The organism is Aliagarivorans marinus DSM 23064, assembly GCF_000429485.1.
GTDB classification, from domain to species: domain Bacteria; phylum Pseudomonadota; class Gammaproteobacteria; order Enterobacterales; family Celerinatantimonadaceae; genus Aliagarivorans; species Aliagarivorans marinus.
Window position 1 is genome coordinate 41,692 of the sequence record NZ_KE386908.1, and the last position, 18,636, is coordinate 60,327.

The 18,636-nt window shown below is 56.1% G+C and carries 15 protein-coding genes; 8 read left to right on the top strand and 7 right to left on the bottom strand.

What is annotated here, in order from left to right:
* Window positions 1–104 precede the first annotated feature (104 nt).
* Entirely contained in the window at window positions 105–347 is a 243-nt protein-coding gene (locus tag G461_RS0117775; RefSeq protein ID WP_026958572.1) for a TIGR02647 family protein, read from the top strand.
* Here G461_RS0117775 and sfsA read toward each other — a convergent pair.
* Window positions 344–1,063, bottom strand: coding sequence for a DNA/RNA nuclease SfsA (sfsA, locus tag G461_RS0117780; protein ID WP_026972857.1), 720 nt, complete (start codon window positions 1,061–1,063; stop codon window positions 344–346). The genes G461_RS0117775 and sfsA overlap by 4 nt on opposite strands.
* Window positions 1,064–1,105: 42 nt before the next feature.
* Window positions 1,106–1,678 carry an RNA 2',3'-cyclic phosphodiesterase gene (gene thpR, locus G461_RS0117785; RefSeq protein ID WP_026972858.1) on the bottom strand — a complete coding sequence of 191 codons (573 nt, stop codon included), beginning with the start codon at window positions 1,676–1,678 and terminating at the stop codon, window positions 1,106–1,108.
* Between the two features lie 47 nt (window positions 1,679–1,725).
* On the opposite strand from thpR, the gene hrpB reads away from it, so the two are divergent.
* On the top strand, window positions 1,726–4,203 hold the full coding sequence (gene hrpB / locus G461_RS0117790; RefSeq protein WP_026972859.1) for an ATP-dependent helicase HrpB: 2,478 nt from the start codon (window positions 1,726–1,728) through the stop codon (window positions 4,201–4,203).
* On the opposite strand, the gene G461_RS0117795 is transcribed toward hrpB, so the two are convergent.
* Both G461_RS0117795 and G461_RS24695 read right to left on the bottom strand, forming a co-directional pair.
* Window positions 4,181–4,693, bottom strand: coding sequence for a transglutaminase-like domain-containing protein (locus tag G461_RS0117795; RefSeq protein ID WP_026972860.1), 513 nt, complete (start codon window positions 4,691–4,693; stop codon window positions 4,181–4,183). The genes hrpB and G461_RS0117795 overlap by 23 nt on opposite strands.
* Before the next feature lie 76 nt (window positions 4,694–4,769).
* The gene (locus G461_RS24695; RefSeq protein WP_051333667.1) at window positions 4,770–5,552 is read right to left on the bottom strand and encodes a glutathione S-transferase family protein; all 783 of its coding nucleotides are present in this window, start codon (window positions 5,550–5,552) and stop codon (window positions 4,770–4,772) included.
* A 179-nt stretch (window positions 5,553–5,731) separates the two neighbouring features.
* Here G461_RS24695 and mrcB point away from each other — a divergent pair, with 179 nt between their 5' ends.
* Window positions 5,732–8,107: a penicillin-binding protein 1B gene (gene mrcB, locus G461_RS24700; RefSeq protein ID WP_084429353.1), complete on the top strand. Its 2,376-nt coding sequence runs from the start codon at window positions 5,732–5,734 to the stop codon at window positions 8,105–8,107.
* Window positions 8,108–8,180: 73 nt separating this feature from the next.
* Here the strand turns inward: mrcB and G461_RS0117810 are convergent, their stop codons facing one another.
* Window positions 8,181–8,540, bottom strand: a complete 360-nt coding sequence (locus tag G461_RS0117810; RefSeq protein ID WP_026972861.1) for a DUF4870 family protein — start codon at window positions 8,538–8,540, stop codon at window positions 8,181–8,183.
* A 240-nt stretch (window positions 8,541–8,780) separates the two neighbouring features.
* Complete coding sequence (gene hemL, locus G461_RS0117815) at window positions 8,781–10,070, bottom strand: glutamate-1-semialdehyde 2,1-aminomutase (RefSeq protein WP_026972862.1); 1,290 nt, start codon at window positions 10,068–10,070, stop codon at window positions 8,781–8,783.
* 410 nt (window positions 10,071–10,480) lie between these two features.
* Between hemL and G461_RS25665 the strand changes: the two genes are divergently transcribed.
* Window positions 10,481–11,488, top strand: a complete 1,008-nt coding sequence (locus tag G461_RS25665) for a DUF6776 family protein (RefSeq protein WP_157360360.1) — start codon at window positions 10,481–10,483, stop codon at window positions 11,486–11,488.
* On the opposite strand, the gene G461_RS0117825 is transcribed toward G461_RS25665, so the two are convergent.
* Window positions 11,474–12,475: an NADP-dependent oxidoreductase gene (locus G461_RS0117825; RefSeq protein ID WP_035480661.1), complete on the bottom strand. Its 1,002-nt coding sequence runs from the start codon at window positions 12,473–12,475 to the stop codon at window positions 11,474–11,476. The two genes, G461_RS25665 and G461_RS0117825, sit on opposite strands and share 15 nt — an antisense overlap.
* Window positions 12,476–12,689: 214 nt before the next feature.
* Here G461_RS0117825 and G461_RS0117830 point away from each other — a divergent pair, with 214 nt between their 5' ends.
* From G461_RS0117830 to G461_RS24710, 4 genes are all read left to right on the top strand, one after another.
* On the top strand, window positions 12,690–13,607 hold the full coding sequence (locus G461_RS0117830) for a LysR family transcriptional regulator (RefSeq protein WP_026972864.1): 918 nt from the start codon (window positions 12,690–12,692) through the stop codon (window positions 13,605–13,607).
* 55 nt (window positions 13,608–13,662) lie between these two features.
* On the top strand, window positions 13,663–14,022 hold the full coding sequence (gene erpA, locus G461_RS0117835) for an iron-sulfur cluster insertion protein ErpA (RefSeq protein ID WP_026958580.1): 360 nt from the start codon (window positions 13,663–13,665) through the stop codon (window positions 14,020–14,022).
* Window positions 14,023–14,344: 322 nt separating this feature from the next.
* Window positions 14,345–15,466, top strand: a complete 1,122-nt coding sequence (locus G461_RS0117840) for an efflux RND transporter periplasmic adaptor subunit (RefSeq protein WP_026972865.1) — start codon at window positions 14,345–14,347, stop codon at window positions 15,464–15,466.
* Window positions 15,463–18,600, top strand: coding sequence for an efflux RND transporter permease subunit (locus G461_RS24710; RefSeq protein WP_035480664.1), 3,138 nt, complete (start codon window positions 15,463–15,465; stop codon window positions 18,598–18,600). Before G461_RS0117840 ends, G461_RS24710 begins: the two co-directional genes overlap by 4 nt.
* The last annotated feature ends 36 nt before the right edge of the window (window positions 18,601–18,636 follow it).

Here is an 18,636-nt window from a genome sequence, read left to right on the forward strand (position 1 = left end):
AAAAAAGCGCAAAGCCGCAGGGCTTAACAGAACCTGGCTTTGTCACTTGCAAGTGGGTCAGGGCGGTTTACTCTGAATGCAGGCTTAGTTTCGGAGATCCCCTTATGCCCTTCTCTAAAGATGTACTGAACGAACTTAACCTGCTGCTTAAATTCGACGCCAGCAGCCAGCAAACCGGTATCAAGGTGAGCAGCGATGCCGCGCCGGAGATGGTTGCTGCCGCCAAAGGCCTGTTCGACAAAGGCCTGTGTACCCGCGATGATGGCGGTTACCTGACCGATCTCGGCAACGAAGTACTCAACCACCTGGCCCATATCGACAGCGTAATGGCGCCGGTGACCAGTTAGCTATCGGCTGAGTCTAGTTTCACTGGCAAGCGCTGCTCGATGCTCAACTCGGGCAGTGCAAAGCTCGCGGCATAGGCGTAAACCTCAACACCAGCGTCTACCGCTTGAGCCAGTAGCTCGGCGTACTTGGCATCGATATGCGCCGCTGGGCTGACCTGCCGGATGCCGCTATGCATCACCGCAAACAGCAAGACTGCTCGGTAGCCTTGATGTTTCATTTGCATCAACTCACGCAGGTGTTTTTGGCCCCGGGTTGACACCGCATCGGGGAAGAAGCCCGCCCCCTCGCCGAAGCTCTCATCCAATAGCGTGCAGCTTTTTACCTCGATATAGCAGTCGGCCTGCTCGCCCTCACTCAGCAAGAAATCGATGCGACTGTTTTCCTCGCCATAGCGCACCTCGGCGCGGATCTGCTGATAGCCGCTAAGCTCGCTGATGACACCTTGCTCCAAAGCTTCTCCCACTAACTGATTGGCGCGCACGGTGTTCACGCAAATCATATGCTCGCCCTGACTTAGCTCCCAGGTGCCGGGATATTTGCGCTTGGGGTTATCCGAGAGGCTGTAGTAGACGGTGTTACCTGCCTCGGCGCAGCCGGTCATCGCGCCGGTATTCGGGCAGTGTAGGGTGAACTCTTGGCCTTGCGAGTCGACCACATCGGCCAAAAAGCGCTTGTAGCGTTTAAGTAAGGTTGCGGTGTGTAGCTCTAGTTGCATCGTTTGGCATATCGCATCAGTGTTTTTTTGATGGTCAGTAGGCTACCCAACTAGCGGCCAGCTGGCTAGTCGCTGATAGACCGAGCCGTGGCTGTTGCGCTGTGAGCGATACAGCTCGAAGCTACTCACCGACCAGCTAAGGCCTTGCACGTTGCGCGACAGCGAACCATTAAAGCGGCGCAGCAAGCTGATGTGGGGCACAAAGGGGTGAGGCTCTGTGGGGCGCAGCACTTGCCCCAGCGCTGTTAGCTCCTTTGGTACCTCACTGCAGCCCAGCCAGGCGATGCCGGCTTTCTCAAAACAGCCCAGCTGATCTAATGTGAGCTGGAAGCGCGACACTTGCACGTTGGCTGCTAACTGCATCAGTTGCTCCAGCTCGGGCAAAGAGGCCGCGGGGTAAAACCCCAAGGTCAGGTGAAAATTACGCGCCGGGATAAGCTTGGCGTGCGGTGCCGCCTCTGACTTTGATGCTGCGCACTGCTGATACAGCGCGGCGGCTTGCCGTTCAATGGCATCGCGCAGTTCTCGCTCGGGGCTGAGTGCGAAGAAGACGCGCTGCCGCTGCGATATGTTATGCGCATTAGAGCGTATAGCCTTGCTGGTTGCCTGTGACATGTTTCGGTAGACTAGCCTGCGTGTCTATTTAGTCTAAGAGATCTTTGTTGAGCACCCTACCGATTGAGCAGATTTTTCCTGAGCTGCTGTCATACCTCGCCGAGCAACCCGATGAAGCCCAGCTGATTATTGGTGCCCCGCCGGGGGCCGGTAAGTCTACTGCACTGCCGCTGATGCTGCTGCGCCAAGCCAAGCTTGATGGCCAGATCGTTATGCTGGAGCCGCGCCGCTTGGCTGCGCGCAATATCGCCAGTTATCTGGCCAGTCAGCTCGGTGAGCCGGTGGGTAAGCAGGTCGGTTATCAGATGCGCGGGGAGACCAAGGCTTGCGCGCAGACCAAGCTGCTGATCGTCACCGAAGGGGTGCTTAACCGCAAGCTGCAGAGTGACCCGGAGCTAAGCGGGATGGCGATGCTGATCTTCGATGAGTTCCATGAGCGCAGCCTGCAGGCCGACTTAGGACTAGCGCTGAGCCTTGAGGTGCAGCAAGCCTACCGCCCGGATTTGTGTCTGGTATTGATGTCAGCGACCCTCGATCTCGAGCCGCTGCAAGCCTTGCTACCTCAGGCCAAACAGCTGATTAGCGAAGGGCGCAGTTATCCCATTGAGCACCACTACCATAATCTGCCGCGCGACCGCGAGTGGCTGGATAAACTGGCGCAGTTTTGCCTGCAAACTTGCGAGCGGGAGAGTGGTAACGTATTGGTGTTTCTTCCCGGCGCGGGAGAGATCCGCCAACTAGAACAGCGCTTGAGTGAGCGCTTGGGTCGCGAGTTTGAGGTGCATCCGCTGTATGGCCAGCTCAAGCTGGAGCAGCAGCAAGCTGCCATCGCGCCTCCACCGCAAGGCAAACGCAAGATAGTGCTGGCCACCAATGTGGCGGAAACCTCGCTCACCATCGAGGGGATTAGCTGTGTGATTGATAGCGGTTTGGAGCGTCAGGCGTCGTTTCATCCCGCTTCTGCTACCACCCGCTTGCAAACTCGCATGGTCTGCCGCTCATCTGCGATTCAACGAGCTGGTCGTGCTGGGCGTTTGCAGGCCGGGCGTTGCTACCACCTCTACAGCGAAGAGGCGCTCAACCACCGCCCCTTCGCCAGCGAAGCCGAGATCTTGCGCAGCGACTTAAGCGATCTGTGCCTCAACTTAGCCCAATGGGGCGCTCAGGCCAGCGAGCTAAGCTGGTTAGATGTGCCGCCCAAGGCCTTGTTGGCGCAAGGTTATGCGCTATTGGAGATGCTGGGACTGGCCAAGGATAAGCAACTGACCAAGCTTGGCCAGCAAGTCAGCGAGCTGGGCATGAGCCCGCGTATTGGCGCGATGCTGCTGCAAGCTCGTTCTTGGCAGGAACGTTTGGGCGAGGAGGTGTTAGCCCGCGCCTGCGAGCTGGCGGCACTGCTGGAAAGTGGCGCACTGCCGCGCGATGCATTGAGCCCTGAGCATGCCCAGCGAGCACTGCAAGGTGCGGCGCGGCAGCGTTATTCGCAGCTGCTGGAGCGCTTAACTAGACGATTCAAGCTGGCCAAACGTGTTACTAGCGCAGATGCTGACAAATGGGATGGCTTACTATTGGCGCAAGCCTTCCCGGATCGCATCGCCACTAAGCGCAGTCAGGGCGCTTACACTCTGGCCGCGGGCTTTGGTGTTAGTGTTGATGGCCAGCATCGCTTAGCCCGAGAACACTACATAGTGGTTGCTAACTTGTTCTGGCGAGAAGGGCAGGCCCAAGGCCAGTTAGCGCTGGGCGCTGCCTTGGATATTACTGAGCTGGAAAGGCTCCAACCGGAGCGTTTTAGCTGGCAACAACGCTGCCAGTGGTCGAGTGAGAGCCATCGGATTCAGGCGCTGCGTTGCTGGTGTCTGGGCGATCTGATCCTCAAGCAAGAAGTGGCGGCTCAGCCAAGTGGTGAAGCCTTAATCGAAGGCTGGCGCGAGGTGCTGGCGCAAAAAGGCCTTGCCTGGCTGCCACTCAATGAAGCCGCGCAAGCCTGGCTGGTACGCGCGCGCTGTGCCGAGCAATGGTTTGAGCGCAACGATTGGCCGGGACTGGATCAGCAAAGTCTGTTCGAGGAGCTGGATGAGTGGCTACTGCCCTACTTGGATAGCTGCCGCAGCTGGGGCCAGCTACAAAAACTTGATTGGCAGGCGCTGCTCAGTCAGCGCTTGAGCTGGGAGCAACAGCAGCAGTTAGCCAGCTTGGCACCGACCCACTACCAAGCCCCATCAGGGCGCAAAGTAGCGATCCGCTACAGCGAAGGGCAAGCGCCGGTGATGGCGGTCAAACTGCAAGAGATGTTCGGTGAGCCCGGTTCACCAATGCTCGGCAACAAGGTGAAGCTCACCTTGGAGCTGCTCTCGCCTGCCGGCCGCCCCTTACAGCTCACTCAAGATCTCGCCAGCTTTTGGCAAAATGCCTATCAAGAGGTGAAAAAAGAGATGAAAGGGCGCTACCCCAAGCATCCCTGGCCAGATGATCCGACAACCGCGGTGGCGACGCGTAAGACTAAACGAATGTTAGGCCAGTAGCTGGGTTAGCTGCCCGCAATAACGCGCCCAGCTCATTGAAGGGTGTTCGATAAGGGATCTCATGGGCATCGAACACCCGATAATACTGGATAGCCTGCCCTCTGGATGCTTGCAGCATGAGCTGCGCTTGGTCCATTGGACCATACAACTTGCCATTATCGAAACACATAAAGCGCATTGTCGACACCGGATAAAAGCAGGTGACATGGCTGGTGTTACGCCGCGCTCCCCACTCATCCCATGCCACCATCAACAGCTTGGCTGACGCGATATTCGAGTGCGCAAGGGCCGCCAGCGCAAAGCTCGCCAAGTCATAGCAAAAACCGTATCCATCCCGGTAGGTTTGCTGTGGCTGTTTCCACTGGCAACCATGTGCTTTGCTTTGTTCGCGTTGCTCTGCAGAGGCATAGCTGAGCTTAGTTTGCATAAATTCAGCAAGATGCTCTGCAGAGCGAAAGCGAGTAATGATGGCGCCGAAGTCGGTGGTCACTGAAAGCACTCCTGAACTGAGGTTGCTTCAGCCTACTTGTTTCGATGCCGCAGCGCGATGACTAAGTTCACTACCCCTAGCAGCAGCTCTCTTTGCGCTCGACTTTGGTGGCCTCGTTACAGCATTCAGCCTGCTCAATACAACACTGCTCTATACAACAATGATCAAGGATTTCGCTATGGCACTGGCACTGTGAGGGCTGGGCGCAACGGCAGCGCCCGAGCTGGGTTTTGTCGCTAAGGTAATAGCGGCTGAACGCCTGCTCAAAATCTTCCGCCACGCTTTGCTCTGCCAAGCCGGTGGCCAGCAGTGCTTGCTGCCAAGCTTTGACCTTAGGAAAACCCGCCAAAAACTCATAGCCGCTGCGTTGGCGGATAATCTCGGCGCGATGCAGCACCGGTAGCCAGGCGATATCCACCATACTGAGCTGTTCACTGTTGAAGAAGCGCTGATTGCCCAGCACCTTTTCTACCTTGGCGAAGGCGCCGGCCAGTTTGGCGCTGCGCTCTCGTAGCGTGGCGATATCTTGGCTGCTTTGGGCGCTACATTGCAGCAGGTATTGCTTGGTGCCCAAGTAGCTCCAGGCCCGGTTAAGGGCTTTTTGCTCAGCGCTGAGATCGGCCTGCAGCGCTGGATAAGCTTCCTCCAGATACTCGGCGATGGCGTCGGATTCAAACAGTGCCGTGCCTTGCTCGGTAATCAGTAAAGGCACTTGGCCGTTGGGGGAGATATCTAAAAACCATTGTGGCTTTTCGCTTAGGCTGATGTATTCAACCTGATAATCCAGCCCCTTGGCTTCTAACAAGGCAGTGATGCGCTGAACAAAAGGGCAAATGGTAAAGCTGACAACTTTTAACATGGGGTTCTCTCGTGAATTTATTCATGTGCAGTTAAAGACGCGAGAGCGATAGAAAAGATGCAAATTAAACCCAGAACAGAGTGCTCGCTGGCTAACTTCTCCACAGAGCTGCATGCGTCACAAAAGCAGGGTATCCTATGGCCATTCCTTAAGTATTTCGTCGTTGGGATCCCCTGCCAATGAGTGCTGCCAAAAAAGGTCGCAACACTAAAGCCACTACTAAGGCAAAAGCCAAGCCTAGAAAGCCATCCAAAGTCCGTTCCAGCAAAGGGCGCTCGCGAAAAAGCGCCAAGGCTGCCAGCCCATTGTGGCGCAAGGCCTTAGTGCTAGGTGCCAAGCTGGGTATTGGCGTGCTTGCGGTGCTGTTGCTGTGGGGCGTCTACCTCGATAGCAAGATTCAACAGCGCTTTGCTGGCGACAAATGGGAGCTACCCGCTGCGGTGTATGGGCGTGAGCTGCAGCTCTACCCCGGCCTGCGGATGACTCGCCAAGAGCTGCAGGACGAGCTGGCTCAACTGAACTACCGCAAGGTGAAACGGGCCCAGCGCGCCGGTGAGTATGCCGTGTCCAGCACCCGTATCGAATTGGTAAGGCGCAACTTTGATTTTGCCGATGGCGGCGAGCCTGAGCTGCCGTTGCTGCTGACTTTTAACGGCCAGCGCTTGGCGCAGATCCAGCATCGAGACAGCGCTGAAGAGCTGGCGCAAACCCGGCTCGACCCGATGTTACTTGGGCGGATTAACGTTAGCGACCAAGAAGACCGGATCTTGGTGCGTTTGGAAGATGTGCCCCAGCAACTGATTGATGCTCTGCTATTAACCGAAGATCGTGACTTTTACCAACACGATGGCGTCTCACCGACTGCAATTCTCCGTGCCTTAGTGGTTAACCTACGCGCTGGTCGCACCGTACAGGGGGGCAGTACCCTGACCCAGCAGCTGGCCAAAAACTTCTTTTTGACCCGCGAGCGCACCCTGTGGCGTAAGGCCCAAGAAGCCTATATCGCGGTGCTGATGGAACTGCGATTCAGCAAAGACGAGCTGCTGGAAGCCTACCTCAATGAGGTGTATCTGGGGCAGAACGGCAGCAATGGGGTCTATGGCATCGGCTTGGCCAGCTACTTCTACTTCGGGGTGCCGGTCAGTGACCTGCGGGTCGAGCAGATCGCCACCTTGGTTGGCTTGGTAAAAGGGCCTTCCTACTATGACCCTTGGCGACATGGCGAGCGGGCACTTAAGCGCCGCGACCTGATCTTGTGGCTGCTGGTGGAACATGAGCTGCTCAGCAGTGATGATTACCAGCGTGCCACCGCGCAAGAATTAGGGGTTATCCGCCGTGGCAGTATGGGCTATCAAAAACTTCCCGGCTTTATGACGCTGGTGCAGCGCGAGCTGAAGCAATATGCCAGTGGCTGGCAGCAGTACAATGGGGTGAAGATCTTCACCACCCTCGACCCGCGCTCACAACGCCATGCCCAGCAAGCCGCCAGCACGGTGTTGACTGAGCTGGATAAGAGCAAGCCGGAGTTGGAAACCGCCATGGTGGTCAGCGAGCGCTATAGCGGGGCGATCCGCGCCTTGGTGGGCGGACGCAACGAAGCACTACGCGGTTTTAACCGGGCCTTGGATGCGCGCCGCCCCATCGGTTCCTTGGTAAAACCCTTTGTTTATCTCAGTGCGTTCGAGGAGGGTCACCACTTGGGCGAGTTGCTTGATGACAGCCCGCTGACCTTAACCTTGGATGACGGCAATCAATGGCAGCCGAACAACTACGATCGCGAGTTCCGCGGTCCGGTGATGCTCTACCGCGCTCTAGCAGATTCGCTGAATGTGCCCACGGTTCGCCTTGGGATGGAGGTGGGCCTGAACTCGGTGATCAACACCTTGCACCTAGCTGGGCTTGAGCAAGAGCTTAAACCCTTCCCGGCATTGCTGTTGGGCAGCACCAGCTTATCGCCCTATCAGGTCGCGCAGATCTATCAAACCCTCGGTGGCGATGGCGAGTTCCGCCGCTTGTACGCGGTGGAGCAGGTACACGATGGCCAAGGCAACAGCTTGTACAAGGCGAAGGTGCAGGCCCAGCGACGTTGGTCTGAGATGGCTAACTATCTGACCCTGTACAGCATGCAAGAGGCGACGCGTAGCGGCACTGCCCAATCTCTGCGCTGGCGAGTGCCCAAGGTTGCCCTCGCGGGGAAAACTGGTACCACTAACGACCTGCGCGATAGCTGGTTTGTCGGCATTGATGAGCGAGAGATTGTCACCACTTGGGTAGGGCGTGATGATAACCAAAGCGCCGGGGTCACCGGTTCGTCGGCGGCTCTGCCAGTCTATGCCGCCTACCTGCAAAAAAGCTATCCACAGTCGCTGCGCCCGCTGCAACCGGATGCGTTGGCCTGGGTGAACGTGTCACAAAAAACCGGCCGGGTAACGGCGGCAGATTGCGGTAATGTGGTGTTGCTACCGGCGCATCAGCAAATGACTACTGAAGTTGATAGCTGTTTTAGAGAGCAAACCCGTAAGGCGGGGAACTGGCTGCAGCGGATCTTTAATTGAGCCCAAGCTGGACGCTTATCGGAGGGTAGCAAGCGACTAAGCTGAAATGTCGTCGCTTGCTGCATAGTGTGGCTTAGTTATAAGGCTTGTTCGAAGTCAAACGCGCCAGACCTTTGATTACACGGTACAGACACCAGATACCGCCAGCGATCAGCACGATAATACCGATGCCCACAAAGCTCAGTACAAAGCCCACAATACCGATGATCAGACCAACCCAGAAGGTCTTGGTGATGTTGTCGTAGTGGTCTTGATAAAGGGTGCCAGCCGCATCACCTTTTTTCACCATGCCCCAGATGGCGCCCGCCAGCCAGAACACGCCGGTAAATAGACCCAGTACCATCATTACATAGGCAATCAATGCATGGGTTTTCGCGTTGTTGTCTTTTTCGGTAGGGGCTGCGGTAGTTGGTACTTGTTGTACGTCAGACATGTTTACTCCTTGGATGTCTTTCCCGATGTCTTTGTTATTGCAAGCAGCGTCAGGCCACTTACGGCGATATATTCTAACAGATTGTTTTTAAAGAAATATGTAAAGAAACGAAAAGTTGGAGATGGCGCGTATTGGATTTATCAAGCGCGATGTTGGCTTTGTCGTCTATCGCTAAACGGCTGGTCGAAGGTGGTTGTGGTTGGGAAAGATATTGAGGGGGCATGGGCCCCCTAACCTTAATTACGCGCTGGCTAGCTTGGCAAAACAGCGTTCAGCAGCGGCAATAGTTGCGTCGATATCCTCAATGCTGTGGGCCAGAGAGGTAAAGCCCGCTTCAAAGGCGGAAGGTGCCAAGTATACCCCTTCGTCCAGCATCAGGTGGAAGAAGCGCTTAAAGCGTTCTAGGTCGCATTGGCATACTTGCGCGAAGTTAGTGACTTGCTCCGCCTCGGTAAAGAACAGGCCAAACATGCCGCCTACTTGGTTGGTGGCCAGTGGAATGCCTTGGCGTGCTGCGGCGGCTTTGATGCCGTTAACCAAGCGTTCAGTGGTCGCGCTCAAGCGTTGGTGCAGCCCCGGCTCTTGCAGTGCAGTGAGCGCAGCCAGACCAGCGGCCATGGCAATCGGGTTACCTGATAGGGTGCCTGCTTGATAGACCGGACCGAGTGGCGCCAGCTTCGCCATCACCTCTTTCTTACCGCCGAAGGCGCCAACCGGCATACCGCCGCCGATCACCTTACCCAGACAGGTAAGGTCGGGGGTAACACCGTAATGGCTTTGCGCGCCACCCAAGGCAACCCGGAATCCGGTCATTACCTCGTCGATAATTAGCAGTGCGCCGTGCTCATCACAGATGCTGCGCAGCCCTTCTAAAAAGCCCGGCTGTGGTGGAATACAGTTCATATTGCCAGCCACTGGTTCGAGGATGATGCACGCAATATCCTCGCCGAACTCCTTGAACAGCGCGCTGACCGAATCAAGGTCGTTGTAGCTGGCGGTCAAGGTGTGTTTGGCAAAATCGGCCGGTACGCCCGGGGAGTTGGGCTCACCGAGGGTTAGCGCGCCAGAGCCGGCTTTTACCAATAGCGAGTCTGCGTGGCCGTGGTAGCAGCCTTCGAATTTGAGGATCTTGCTGCGGCCGGTGTAGCCGCGGGCCAAACGAATGGCGCTCATGGTGGCTTCGGTGCCGGAGTTGACCATACGTACCTGATCCATCGACGGAACCAGCTTACACACCAGCTCGGCCATTTCGATTTCCACCTCGGTAGGCGCGCCAAAGCTGAGGCCTTGTTCGGCGGCATCGATAACCGCTTGGCGGATCGCTGGGTGGTTATGGCCAAGGATCATCGGCCCCCACGAACCCACATAGTCGATGTAGGCTTTGCCATCGGCATCATAGATGCGCGCACCATCGGCTTTTTCGATAAACAGCGGGGTACCGCCAACGCCGTTAAAGGCGCGCACCGGGGAGTTAACACCGCCGGGGATGGCTTGTTGGGCTTGGCTGAATAGTGATTCAGAGCGAGACATGTTTAATCCTTTGAGCTCAGGCAGAATTTGCCGATCACTATATCAAAATTTAGGTCTAAGTCAGCGCTGTTTAGATGACGTGGCGCGTTTTATCCCATATACCCGAGCAACCTCAAGATGCTTGTTCAGCGAGATTATTCCGCCCCTCAGGCAAGGCACTGTGACATAGGCTTAGTGGTCTAAGTCAAGGAACAGTAACGCAGCATGAGGGACGGGAAAACTCGCCCTTTGGGAGGCGCTCAATGTCCATAGTTCTTCGTTGAAAACACTAAAAATGGATCACCATTCCTGCGTATTTTCGCCTCGCCCTATGGGCATTGAGTGCCTCTGAATCCTGTATCTTGAGGTTGTTCGGGTATAGTGTTTCCACGTAAACTGCGGGCAGTAATGGATTAATCTGGATGTATCCCTTGAAACGACTTTCGCTGCTTATCGTTACCTTTGTTGTCAGTTTGGCGCTGTTTATTGTGTGGCTGGCACACAACCTAAATATGGAGCAACAGCATCAGCTGGGAGAAGTTGAGCGCGCCAGCGAACTTGCACATCAACAGGCGCTGGAGCTGCAACAGCAGTTGAAGTTAACCGAGCAGGCGTTGGTTATTGGCCAAGCCGAAGTGGAGCAGCTGCAGCAGGTGCTGCGCCAAAGCGAGGAGCTCAATGCCGAGCTGCAAGAAGAGCTGAGCCTGTATCGGCGGATTATGGCCCCGGAACAGAGCGCCGGTGGCGCGGTGATTGAGCGCTTCCAACTGCAAAAGCAATTGAGTGAGGGCTACTACCGGATGCAGATCCTGCTGATTCAAGTGGCCCATAAAAAGCGCTGGCTCGATGGCGATGTGGACTTGCTGATCAGCGGTAGCGAACAAGGCGAGCCGCGTGAGTATCGCTTATCGGATCTGCGTGATAGCGGCAGTTTGCCCAGCTTTAAGTTCCGTTACTTTCAGGAGCTAAGCAGTAACTTTAAGCTGCCTGAGGGCTTTTTACCGGAGCATGTTGAGGTGGTGGTCAGCTTCAAGGCCGATAATGCCAGCAAGGTGAACCGATTGACCCTCAATCAAGAGTGGCAACCGCTGGCCATCGTCGATGACTACCCGGTCGCGGGCATCGAACTGCTGCCAACACCGGAGCTGGTTTCACCAGAGCTGCCGGAAGACGCGCCGGAACAAGCGGTGCAACAGAGCGGATTTGCTGAGGCTGAAGCGCCAAGCACCAGTGAGTCGATCTCACAAGCAGAGACTCAGATGGAACCAATGAAGCCGGTTGAGAAAATCACCACGGTTGAGCTGATTGAATCCGATGGCGAGGCGAATCAAGCTGCGCCTTCAGCCACTAGATTGGTGGTGCCTCAAGGTCAATCCAGTGGCAACGGGGCGAACACCACTGATTCACCCCGAAACACCATGCAGCTAGATAGCAACTAACAGCTTGCCGTCGTTGCTGCCATCAAACAGCATATTCACGCCTAACTTGGCGGACTCTAGCCCCTCCAGTACATGCACTTTGTGCTGTAGTTTGCCTTGTTGCAGGTACACTAACAGACCTTGAATAAGCTCCGGCGCGCGCTGGAAGTGATCGGTGATGGTGAAGCCTTCGACGCGAGCTCGCCGCTTAATCAAGTTGATCCAGCTAGGCGCAAGGGCTGGCTGGGCGCTGTGATAATCGGCAATCAGGCCACACACCGCCACCCGACCATGGGGATTGATCCGTTCGATAACGTGGTGCTGGGTCTCGCCCCCGGTGTTCTCAAACATATAGTCGATGCCATTGGGCGCAAACTGGTCCAGCTTGGTAGCAATGTCATCGCTTTTGTAGTTGATAACGCCTTGAGCGCCCAGTTGTTGCAGCCATTGGCATTTCTCGTCACTACCCGCCAGCGCAATCACATTCAGACCATCGGCGACTGCCATCTGCACCACTACCGAGCCGACTGCGCCCGCAGCCCCGGTTACCACGATGGTTTTGCCTGCTTCGGCTTCCAGTACATCTTTGTAGCCAATGATTGCTGTTTGGCCGGGCATGCCTAAGGCTGACAAGGCCAGCTCGGGAGTAACCCCTGCAGGTAACAGGCTAAGCCCCGTGCCATTGCTTATCAGCTGCTCGGTCCAACCGGTCATTCCTGCAACTCGAGCGCCTACTGGGAACTCGCTGTGTTGCGATTCGATGATCTCGCCTACACCTAGAGAGCGCATCACCTCGCCGATGGCAACTGGCGGGATATAGCTGTTGGGATCGGGGCTGACCCAACCGCGCATCGCGGGGTCTAGCGAGAGGTGCGTCACCTTCACCCGAAACTCGCCTGCCCCCAGTGGCTGAGCCTCAAACTGGCGGGTCTCGAAGGTTTGCTGGTCGATACTGTGAGTTGGGTACTCGCGCAATACGATCGCTTGGTAGTGAGAGGCATGTTCCATCTTGCTGTCCTTAATTGAGTGATAAGCAAATGCTGAGTGATAAACAAACGAGGGTTGATAGTGCAAGTATAGAGAGACGCACTTTTAGCCAAAACCGTATAGTGAGCTAAAGTAATTTGCGTAAAATGCAAAAAGTGGTTTCGCGCTTGCGGACTGCGGGGAGCTAAAGGCTCAAGGCCTCGAGTTTGAATTCGGGTCATTGATAGGAGAGCACATGGATCAACTACAGGCTATGCACTACTTCGTGCTAGTGGCTGAGCAGGGCAGCTTCTCGGCGGTGGCGGATGCGCTCAATTGCCCGGTATCGAAGGTATCGCGCCAGATACAAGCGTTGGAGAGTACCCTGAAAGGCGAGTTGGTGCTGCGCTCTACCCGGCGCAACCAACTCACTGAGTTAGGCCAGCTGTACCTACCTCGTTGCCGCGAGATTTTGGCGGCGGTGGCGCAGTCCAACGATGTGGTCGCACAATACCAAAGTCTGCCGAGTGGGCGGCTGCGTATCACCGCCATGCCCAGCTATGCGGAGCTGCAGTTACTTCCCGCGATAGAGGGCTTGCAGCAGCGTTATCCGCAGTTAGTTATCGACTTGGAGCTTACCGACCAAGTGATGGACTTTTACCAACACAACATCGATATCGCTATTCGCGGCGGACTGCTTGGCGACCAACGCCTAGTGGCCCACCGATTAGAAGACAACCAGTTCCTGTTATGTGCAGCGCCGAGTTACCTCAAGCACTATGGCCGTCCCAGCCATTATCGCGAGTTGGTTCAGCACTATGCATTGGATTACCGTTCCCCACGTGGTGAACTGCCTTGGCGAGTAAAAGAAGCGGGCAACTGGGTCAAAGTGGATGTGCAGAAGCGACTGGTGACCAACTCGACGCAGTTATTGCTGCGTCAGGTACTAGAGGGTAAGGGCTTAGCGATGCTGCCGCTTTGGTCGATCCGCAGCTATCTGGCTGCTGGGCAGCTGGAATTGCTAGATCTTGAGCCCACGATAGGTGGGGGCGATAGCGACTTGGGGGTACATTTGCTCTATCAACGCTCCCGTTATGAAGTCCCCAAGGTCCGGGTGGCAGTCGATTACCTGCTTGCTCAGCTCTGCGAAAACAGTGGTCGGACGAATACTTGAACTAATTAGTCGGGTATTAGATAATGCGGCCATTATTAATCCGAGGAATCCCATAGTGTCAGAGTCAGTAGTAAGCGAAACCAGTGCCTTTCCTATCCAGTTCACCGACGCCGCCGCGCTGCGCGTTAAAGAGCTGATTGCCGAGGAAGAGAACGATGCGCTGAAGCTGCGAGTGTACGTCACTGGCGGTGGTTGCTCTGGTTTCTCCTATGGCTTCACCTTCGATGAGAAAGTGAATGACGGTGATACCGTAGTGACCAATCAGGGCGTTGAGATGGTGGTTGATTCTATGAGCCTGCAATACTTGGTGGGCGGCATCGTTGACTTTACCTCAGGCTTGGAAGGCTCGCGCTTTTTGGTCAACAACCCCAACGCTAGCACTACATGTGGTTGTGGCTCTTCGTTCAGTATCTAACTGGTGAGTCGAAAATCTACTTTGAAAACCCGGCCTTAGCCGGGTTTTTTATTGCCTGTGGCAAAGGGGTGTGAGCGCACTCAGCCGTTTGGCTGTACTAATAATTGTACGCTTGGTCAAAAACGGGTCAAAAAATAGCAAGATATGACAATTAGAGCGCTTACTTTAGGGGTAAAGTAGCCCGTGGTATGCTGCTTCTTTACCAGTTGCACAAATTGGCGACCAGTTTGCGCCGCTTGCTGCAGGTAAAGACTCTCAAATGTAGAAAGATTGGTTTTCACTTTCAGCTTGGCTGTTGGTTTTGGATAAGGACGTTCCACCTATGTTTTCGCGTTTTCGACAATTCGTTGCTGTTCGCCCCTACTTGTTTTCGATTCTGATCGTCTTGGCCGTGTGCCTGTGGATGGCCTCTGGCATGACACCCGATGGCAGCAATAATGTGGTTGCAGCGGAGCAAGACGGGAGTCTGAATGCTCCGCCGCCAACCCGGGTTCAAGTGAGCCAATTCCAAACCGAAACCATCGAAGATCAATTGCTCTTGTATGGTCACACTGAGGCGCGTCGGGTTAGCGTGATATCTGCCGAGGTCTCCGGTCGCCTGATTGAGTATCTGGTGGACCCGGGCCGCGAAGTGAAGAAGGGTCAACCGTTGGCGCGGCTGGATGTACAAGACCGCCGTTCGCAATTAGCCCGTGCTCAGGCCTTGCTGGCGCAGCGCGAGATTGAATACGAAGGCGTGAAAGCGCTTAATAAACAAGGCTTCCAAGGTAAGGCTAGCTTGGCGCAGGCGCGCGCTGCCCTGGTCGAGGCGCAATCCTCGGTGGAAAACCTGCAGTTGGCGATTACCAATACTCAGGTGTTGGCACCCTACGACAGCGTGTTTGATGAGCGGATGGTGGAAGAGGGCGCATTCTTAGGCATTGGCGATCCTATTCTTAAGTTGGCCGAAACTCGCCGTTTAATCGTTCGCACCGATGTGGCCGAGCGCGATATCCAAAAACTGCGCTTAGGCATGCCAGCTCAGGTAACACTGCTCAATGGTGAAGCGGTAGAAGGCGAGGTGGACTTTATCGCAGCGGTTTCCAACCCCAATACACTGACCTTCCGAGTTGAGGTGTTGGTGGAGAACCCCGATGCGGTGCTCAAAGCTGGCCTGAGCGCTGAGGTGCGTATCCCCCTTGGCGAACTGCAGGCGCTAAAAGTCACCCCAGCGGTACTGGCCTTGGATGAAGATGGCACCTTAGGGGTGAAAACCGTGGTGGATGAGCGAGTCGCCTTTGTGCCGGCTCAGTTGCTGCGCTCCGAGTCTGATGGCGCTTGGCTGGGTGGCTTTGACGGTGAGGTAACCATTATTACCCTCGGCCAAGGCTTTGTTCGCCATGGCGATCCGGTTGATGCGGTGCCTTACCAAGGCGCGGCGGCAGCCGAGGAGCTAAGCCAATGAAGGCGCTAATCGAAGCGGCACTCTCGCGTAGCCGAACAGTCATCTCGCTACTGGTGTTTCTGCTGATCGCCGGGGTGAGCACCTTTATCAGTATTCCCAAAGAGGCCGAGCCAGATATTGAAATCCCGGTTATCTATGTGTCGATGGCCCACGATGGGATCTCGCCGCAAGATGCTGAGCGCCTGCTGATCCGCCCCATGGAGCAGGCTCTTCAATCGCTGGAAGGGCTCAAAGAGATGACCGCAACCGCCGCCGAAGGCCATGGCTCGGTGGTGCTGGAGTTTGAAGTCGGCGTACCGCTGAGTGAGGCGATGGCCGATGTGCGCGCCAAAGTCGACGAAGCCAAGCCCAAGCTGCCGGAAGGCGGGGAAGAGCCCGAGGTGCATCAAGTCACCTTAGCCAGCGAGCAACCGGCGATTACGGTGCTGCTATATGGCGAGCTGCCACTGCGCGCCTTGCTGACCGCGGCCCGCGAGCTGCGCGATGAGATTGAAACCATGCCCGAGGTGCTGGAGGTGGAGATCGGCGGTGACCGCGATGACTATCTGGAGATCCTGGTCGACCCGATGCTGATGGAGAGCTACGGCCTCGACCAGTACGATATCGCCTCATTGATCAGCCGCAACAACCGCCTGGTTACCGCAGGCACCATGGACAGTGGCAGCGGCCGCTACGCCATCAAGGTTCCAGCAGTGTTCGAGACGGTTAAAGATGTGGTGGACTTGCCGGTTAAAGTTGATGGCGACCGGGTGGTGACCTTTGGTGATGTTGCTACTATCCGCCGCAGCTTCAAAGACCCCAGTACCTACGCACGGGTAAACGGCCAGCCGACCATCTCCTTGGAAGTCAGTAAGCGCCCCGGCGAGAACCTGATTAACACTATTGGCCAGGTCAAAGAGCTGGTGAGTCAGGCCAAGACCTTCTGGCCCGAGAGCCTGCAGGTGGGCTATGCCGGTGATACCTCGAAAGATGTGAAGACCATGCTCTCTGAGCTGCAAAATAACATCCTATCGGCGGTGCTGCTGGTGGTGATAGTGATCATCGCCGTGATGGGTGTGCGCTCATCCTTGCTGGTGGGCATCGCCATCCCGGGCTCGTTTTTGGCGGGGATTGTGCTGCTGGCAGTTTCGGGGCTGACCATCAATATGGTGGTGCTGTTTGCGCTGATCATGGCGGTGGGTATGCTGGTGGATGGCGCTATTGTGGTAACCGAGTTCGCCGACCGACAGATGAGCGAAGGCGTGCCGCGCCACCAAGCCTATGCCAATGCGGCAACCCGCATGGCTTGGCCGATTATCGCCTCAACCGCCACCACCTTAGCGGCATTTGCGCCGCTACTGGCGTGGCCCGGAATCGTGGGGCAGTTTATGGGCTACTTGCCACTGACCTTGATTGCCACCTTGAGTGCCTCGTTGGTGATGGCGCTGATCTTTGTGCCAACCCTTGGCAAGGTGTTTGGTCGCCAGCGTAAGCTAAGCGACAAGCAGCAGCGACGCTTGGATCTGGCCGAAGAAGGGCGCTGGCAGGAACTTGATGGCTTTACCGGTTTTTATCTGCGCTCGTTAAAACGTGCTGTGCGCATGCCCTTGGCGGTGCTGCTGCTGGCCATTGTGGGGGCTGTCGGGGTGATCTTCGCTTACGGCACGGCAGGTAAGGGGGTTGAGTTCTTCCCCGAGGTTGAGCCCAACGGCTTTACCATTGTGATGCGCTCCTACGGCGATTTCTCCATTGAAGAGCAGCTGGCAGTGGTTAAGCGAGCCGAAGATCAGATCCTCGATCTGGACGACTACGAGACGCTGTACACCGTGGTGGGTGGCGAGCAGCTAGGCAGTATTCGGGTCAACCTTAAGGATTGGGACCTGCGTCGCCCGGCCAATGAGATCATCGAGGAGATGCGTGAGCGTTTGTCGGTTATTGCTGGCCTCGAGATCGAGTTCCGCAAGGATAAAGCCGGTCCTCCGGGGGGCAAAGATCTGCAGATCGAGCTCAGCTCGCGCTTCCCTGAGCGCTTGCCCGAGATGACCAAAAAGCTGCGGCAGCTGGTGGAGCAAAGCCCGGCCTTTGTAAACATCGAGGACAGCACCGCCAAACCGGGCATCGAGTGGCAGGTGAAGGTAGATCGTGGCAATGCGTCGCGCTACGGGGCAGACGTCTCGCTGCTGGGCAACTCGCTGCAGTTTATGACCAATGGCCTGAAGATCGGCGGTTATCGCCCCGATGATGCCGATGACGAGTTAGACATTCAGGTGCGTTACCCCGAGCAGTACCGCAGCATTGCTCGGCTTAGCGACCTGCGGGTGAAGACCGCCTACGGCATGGTGCCGATCACCAGCTTTGTGCGCCTTGAGCCACACCAGAAGCAGGATGTGATCAATAAAGTGGATGGCAAGCAGGTGCTGACGGTCGGCGCTGATATGGCGCCGGGCTTTAACCTCAGCGTTGAGCTGCCCAAGCTGGAGCAACAGGCAATGGCCTTGGAGCTAGACCCATTGGTGAACATTCGGATCCGCGGTGAGAATGAGGATCAGGAAGAGAGCACGGTGTTCCTTGAGCAGGCATTCTTAGTGGCGTTATTCGCCATGGGGCTGATCTTGGTGACTCAATTCAACAGCTTTTATCAGGCGGGACTTATCCTGTCGGCGGTGCTGTTCTCCACCGTTGGGGTGTTGCTTGGTCTGCTGATCGCGCAGCAGCCGTTTGGCTTGATCATGAGCGGAATCGGGGTGATTACCCTGGCGGGGATTGTGGTGAACAACAATATCGTACTTATCGATACCTACAACGTGTTCCGCAAGCAAGGGATGGACTGTATCGATGCAGTTATGCGCACTGGTGCCCAGCGTTTGCGTCCGGTGATGCTAACCACGGTCACCACGATTTTGGGCTTGTTGCCGATGGTGCTGGAGCTGAACATCGACCTGTTTAATCGCCATATCAGTGTTGGTGCGCCCTCTAGCCAGTGGTGGTCACAGCTGGCGACTGCGGTGGCTGGTGGACTGGCATTTGCCTCGGTGCTGACGCTGATCCTTACTCCTTGTTTGTTGGTGTTGGGCAATCGTATGCATCACTTTGGCGAGCGACGCCGGATGAAGGCCAAGCAGCTTAAGTCGGTCGATGCAGCGGAAGCCGCCTAGCCGACATGCCGGGTGTTTTGATACCTCTTAAGTAAA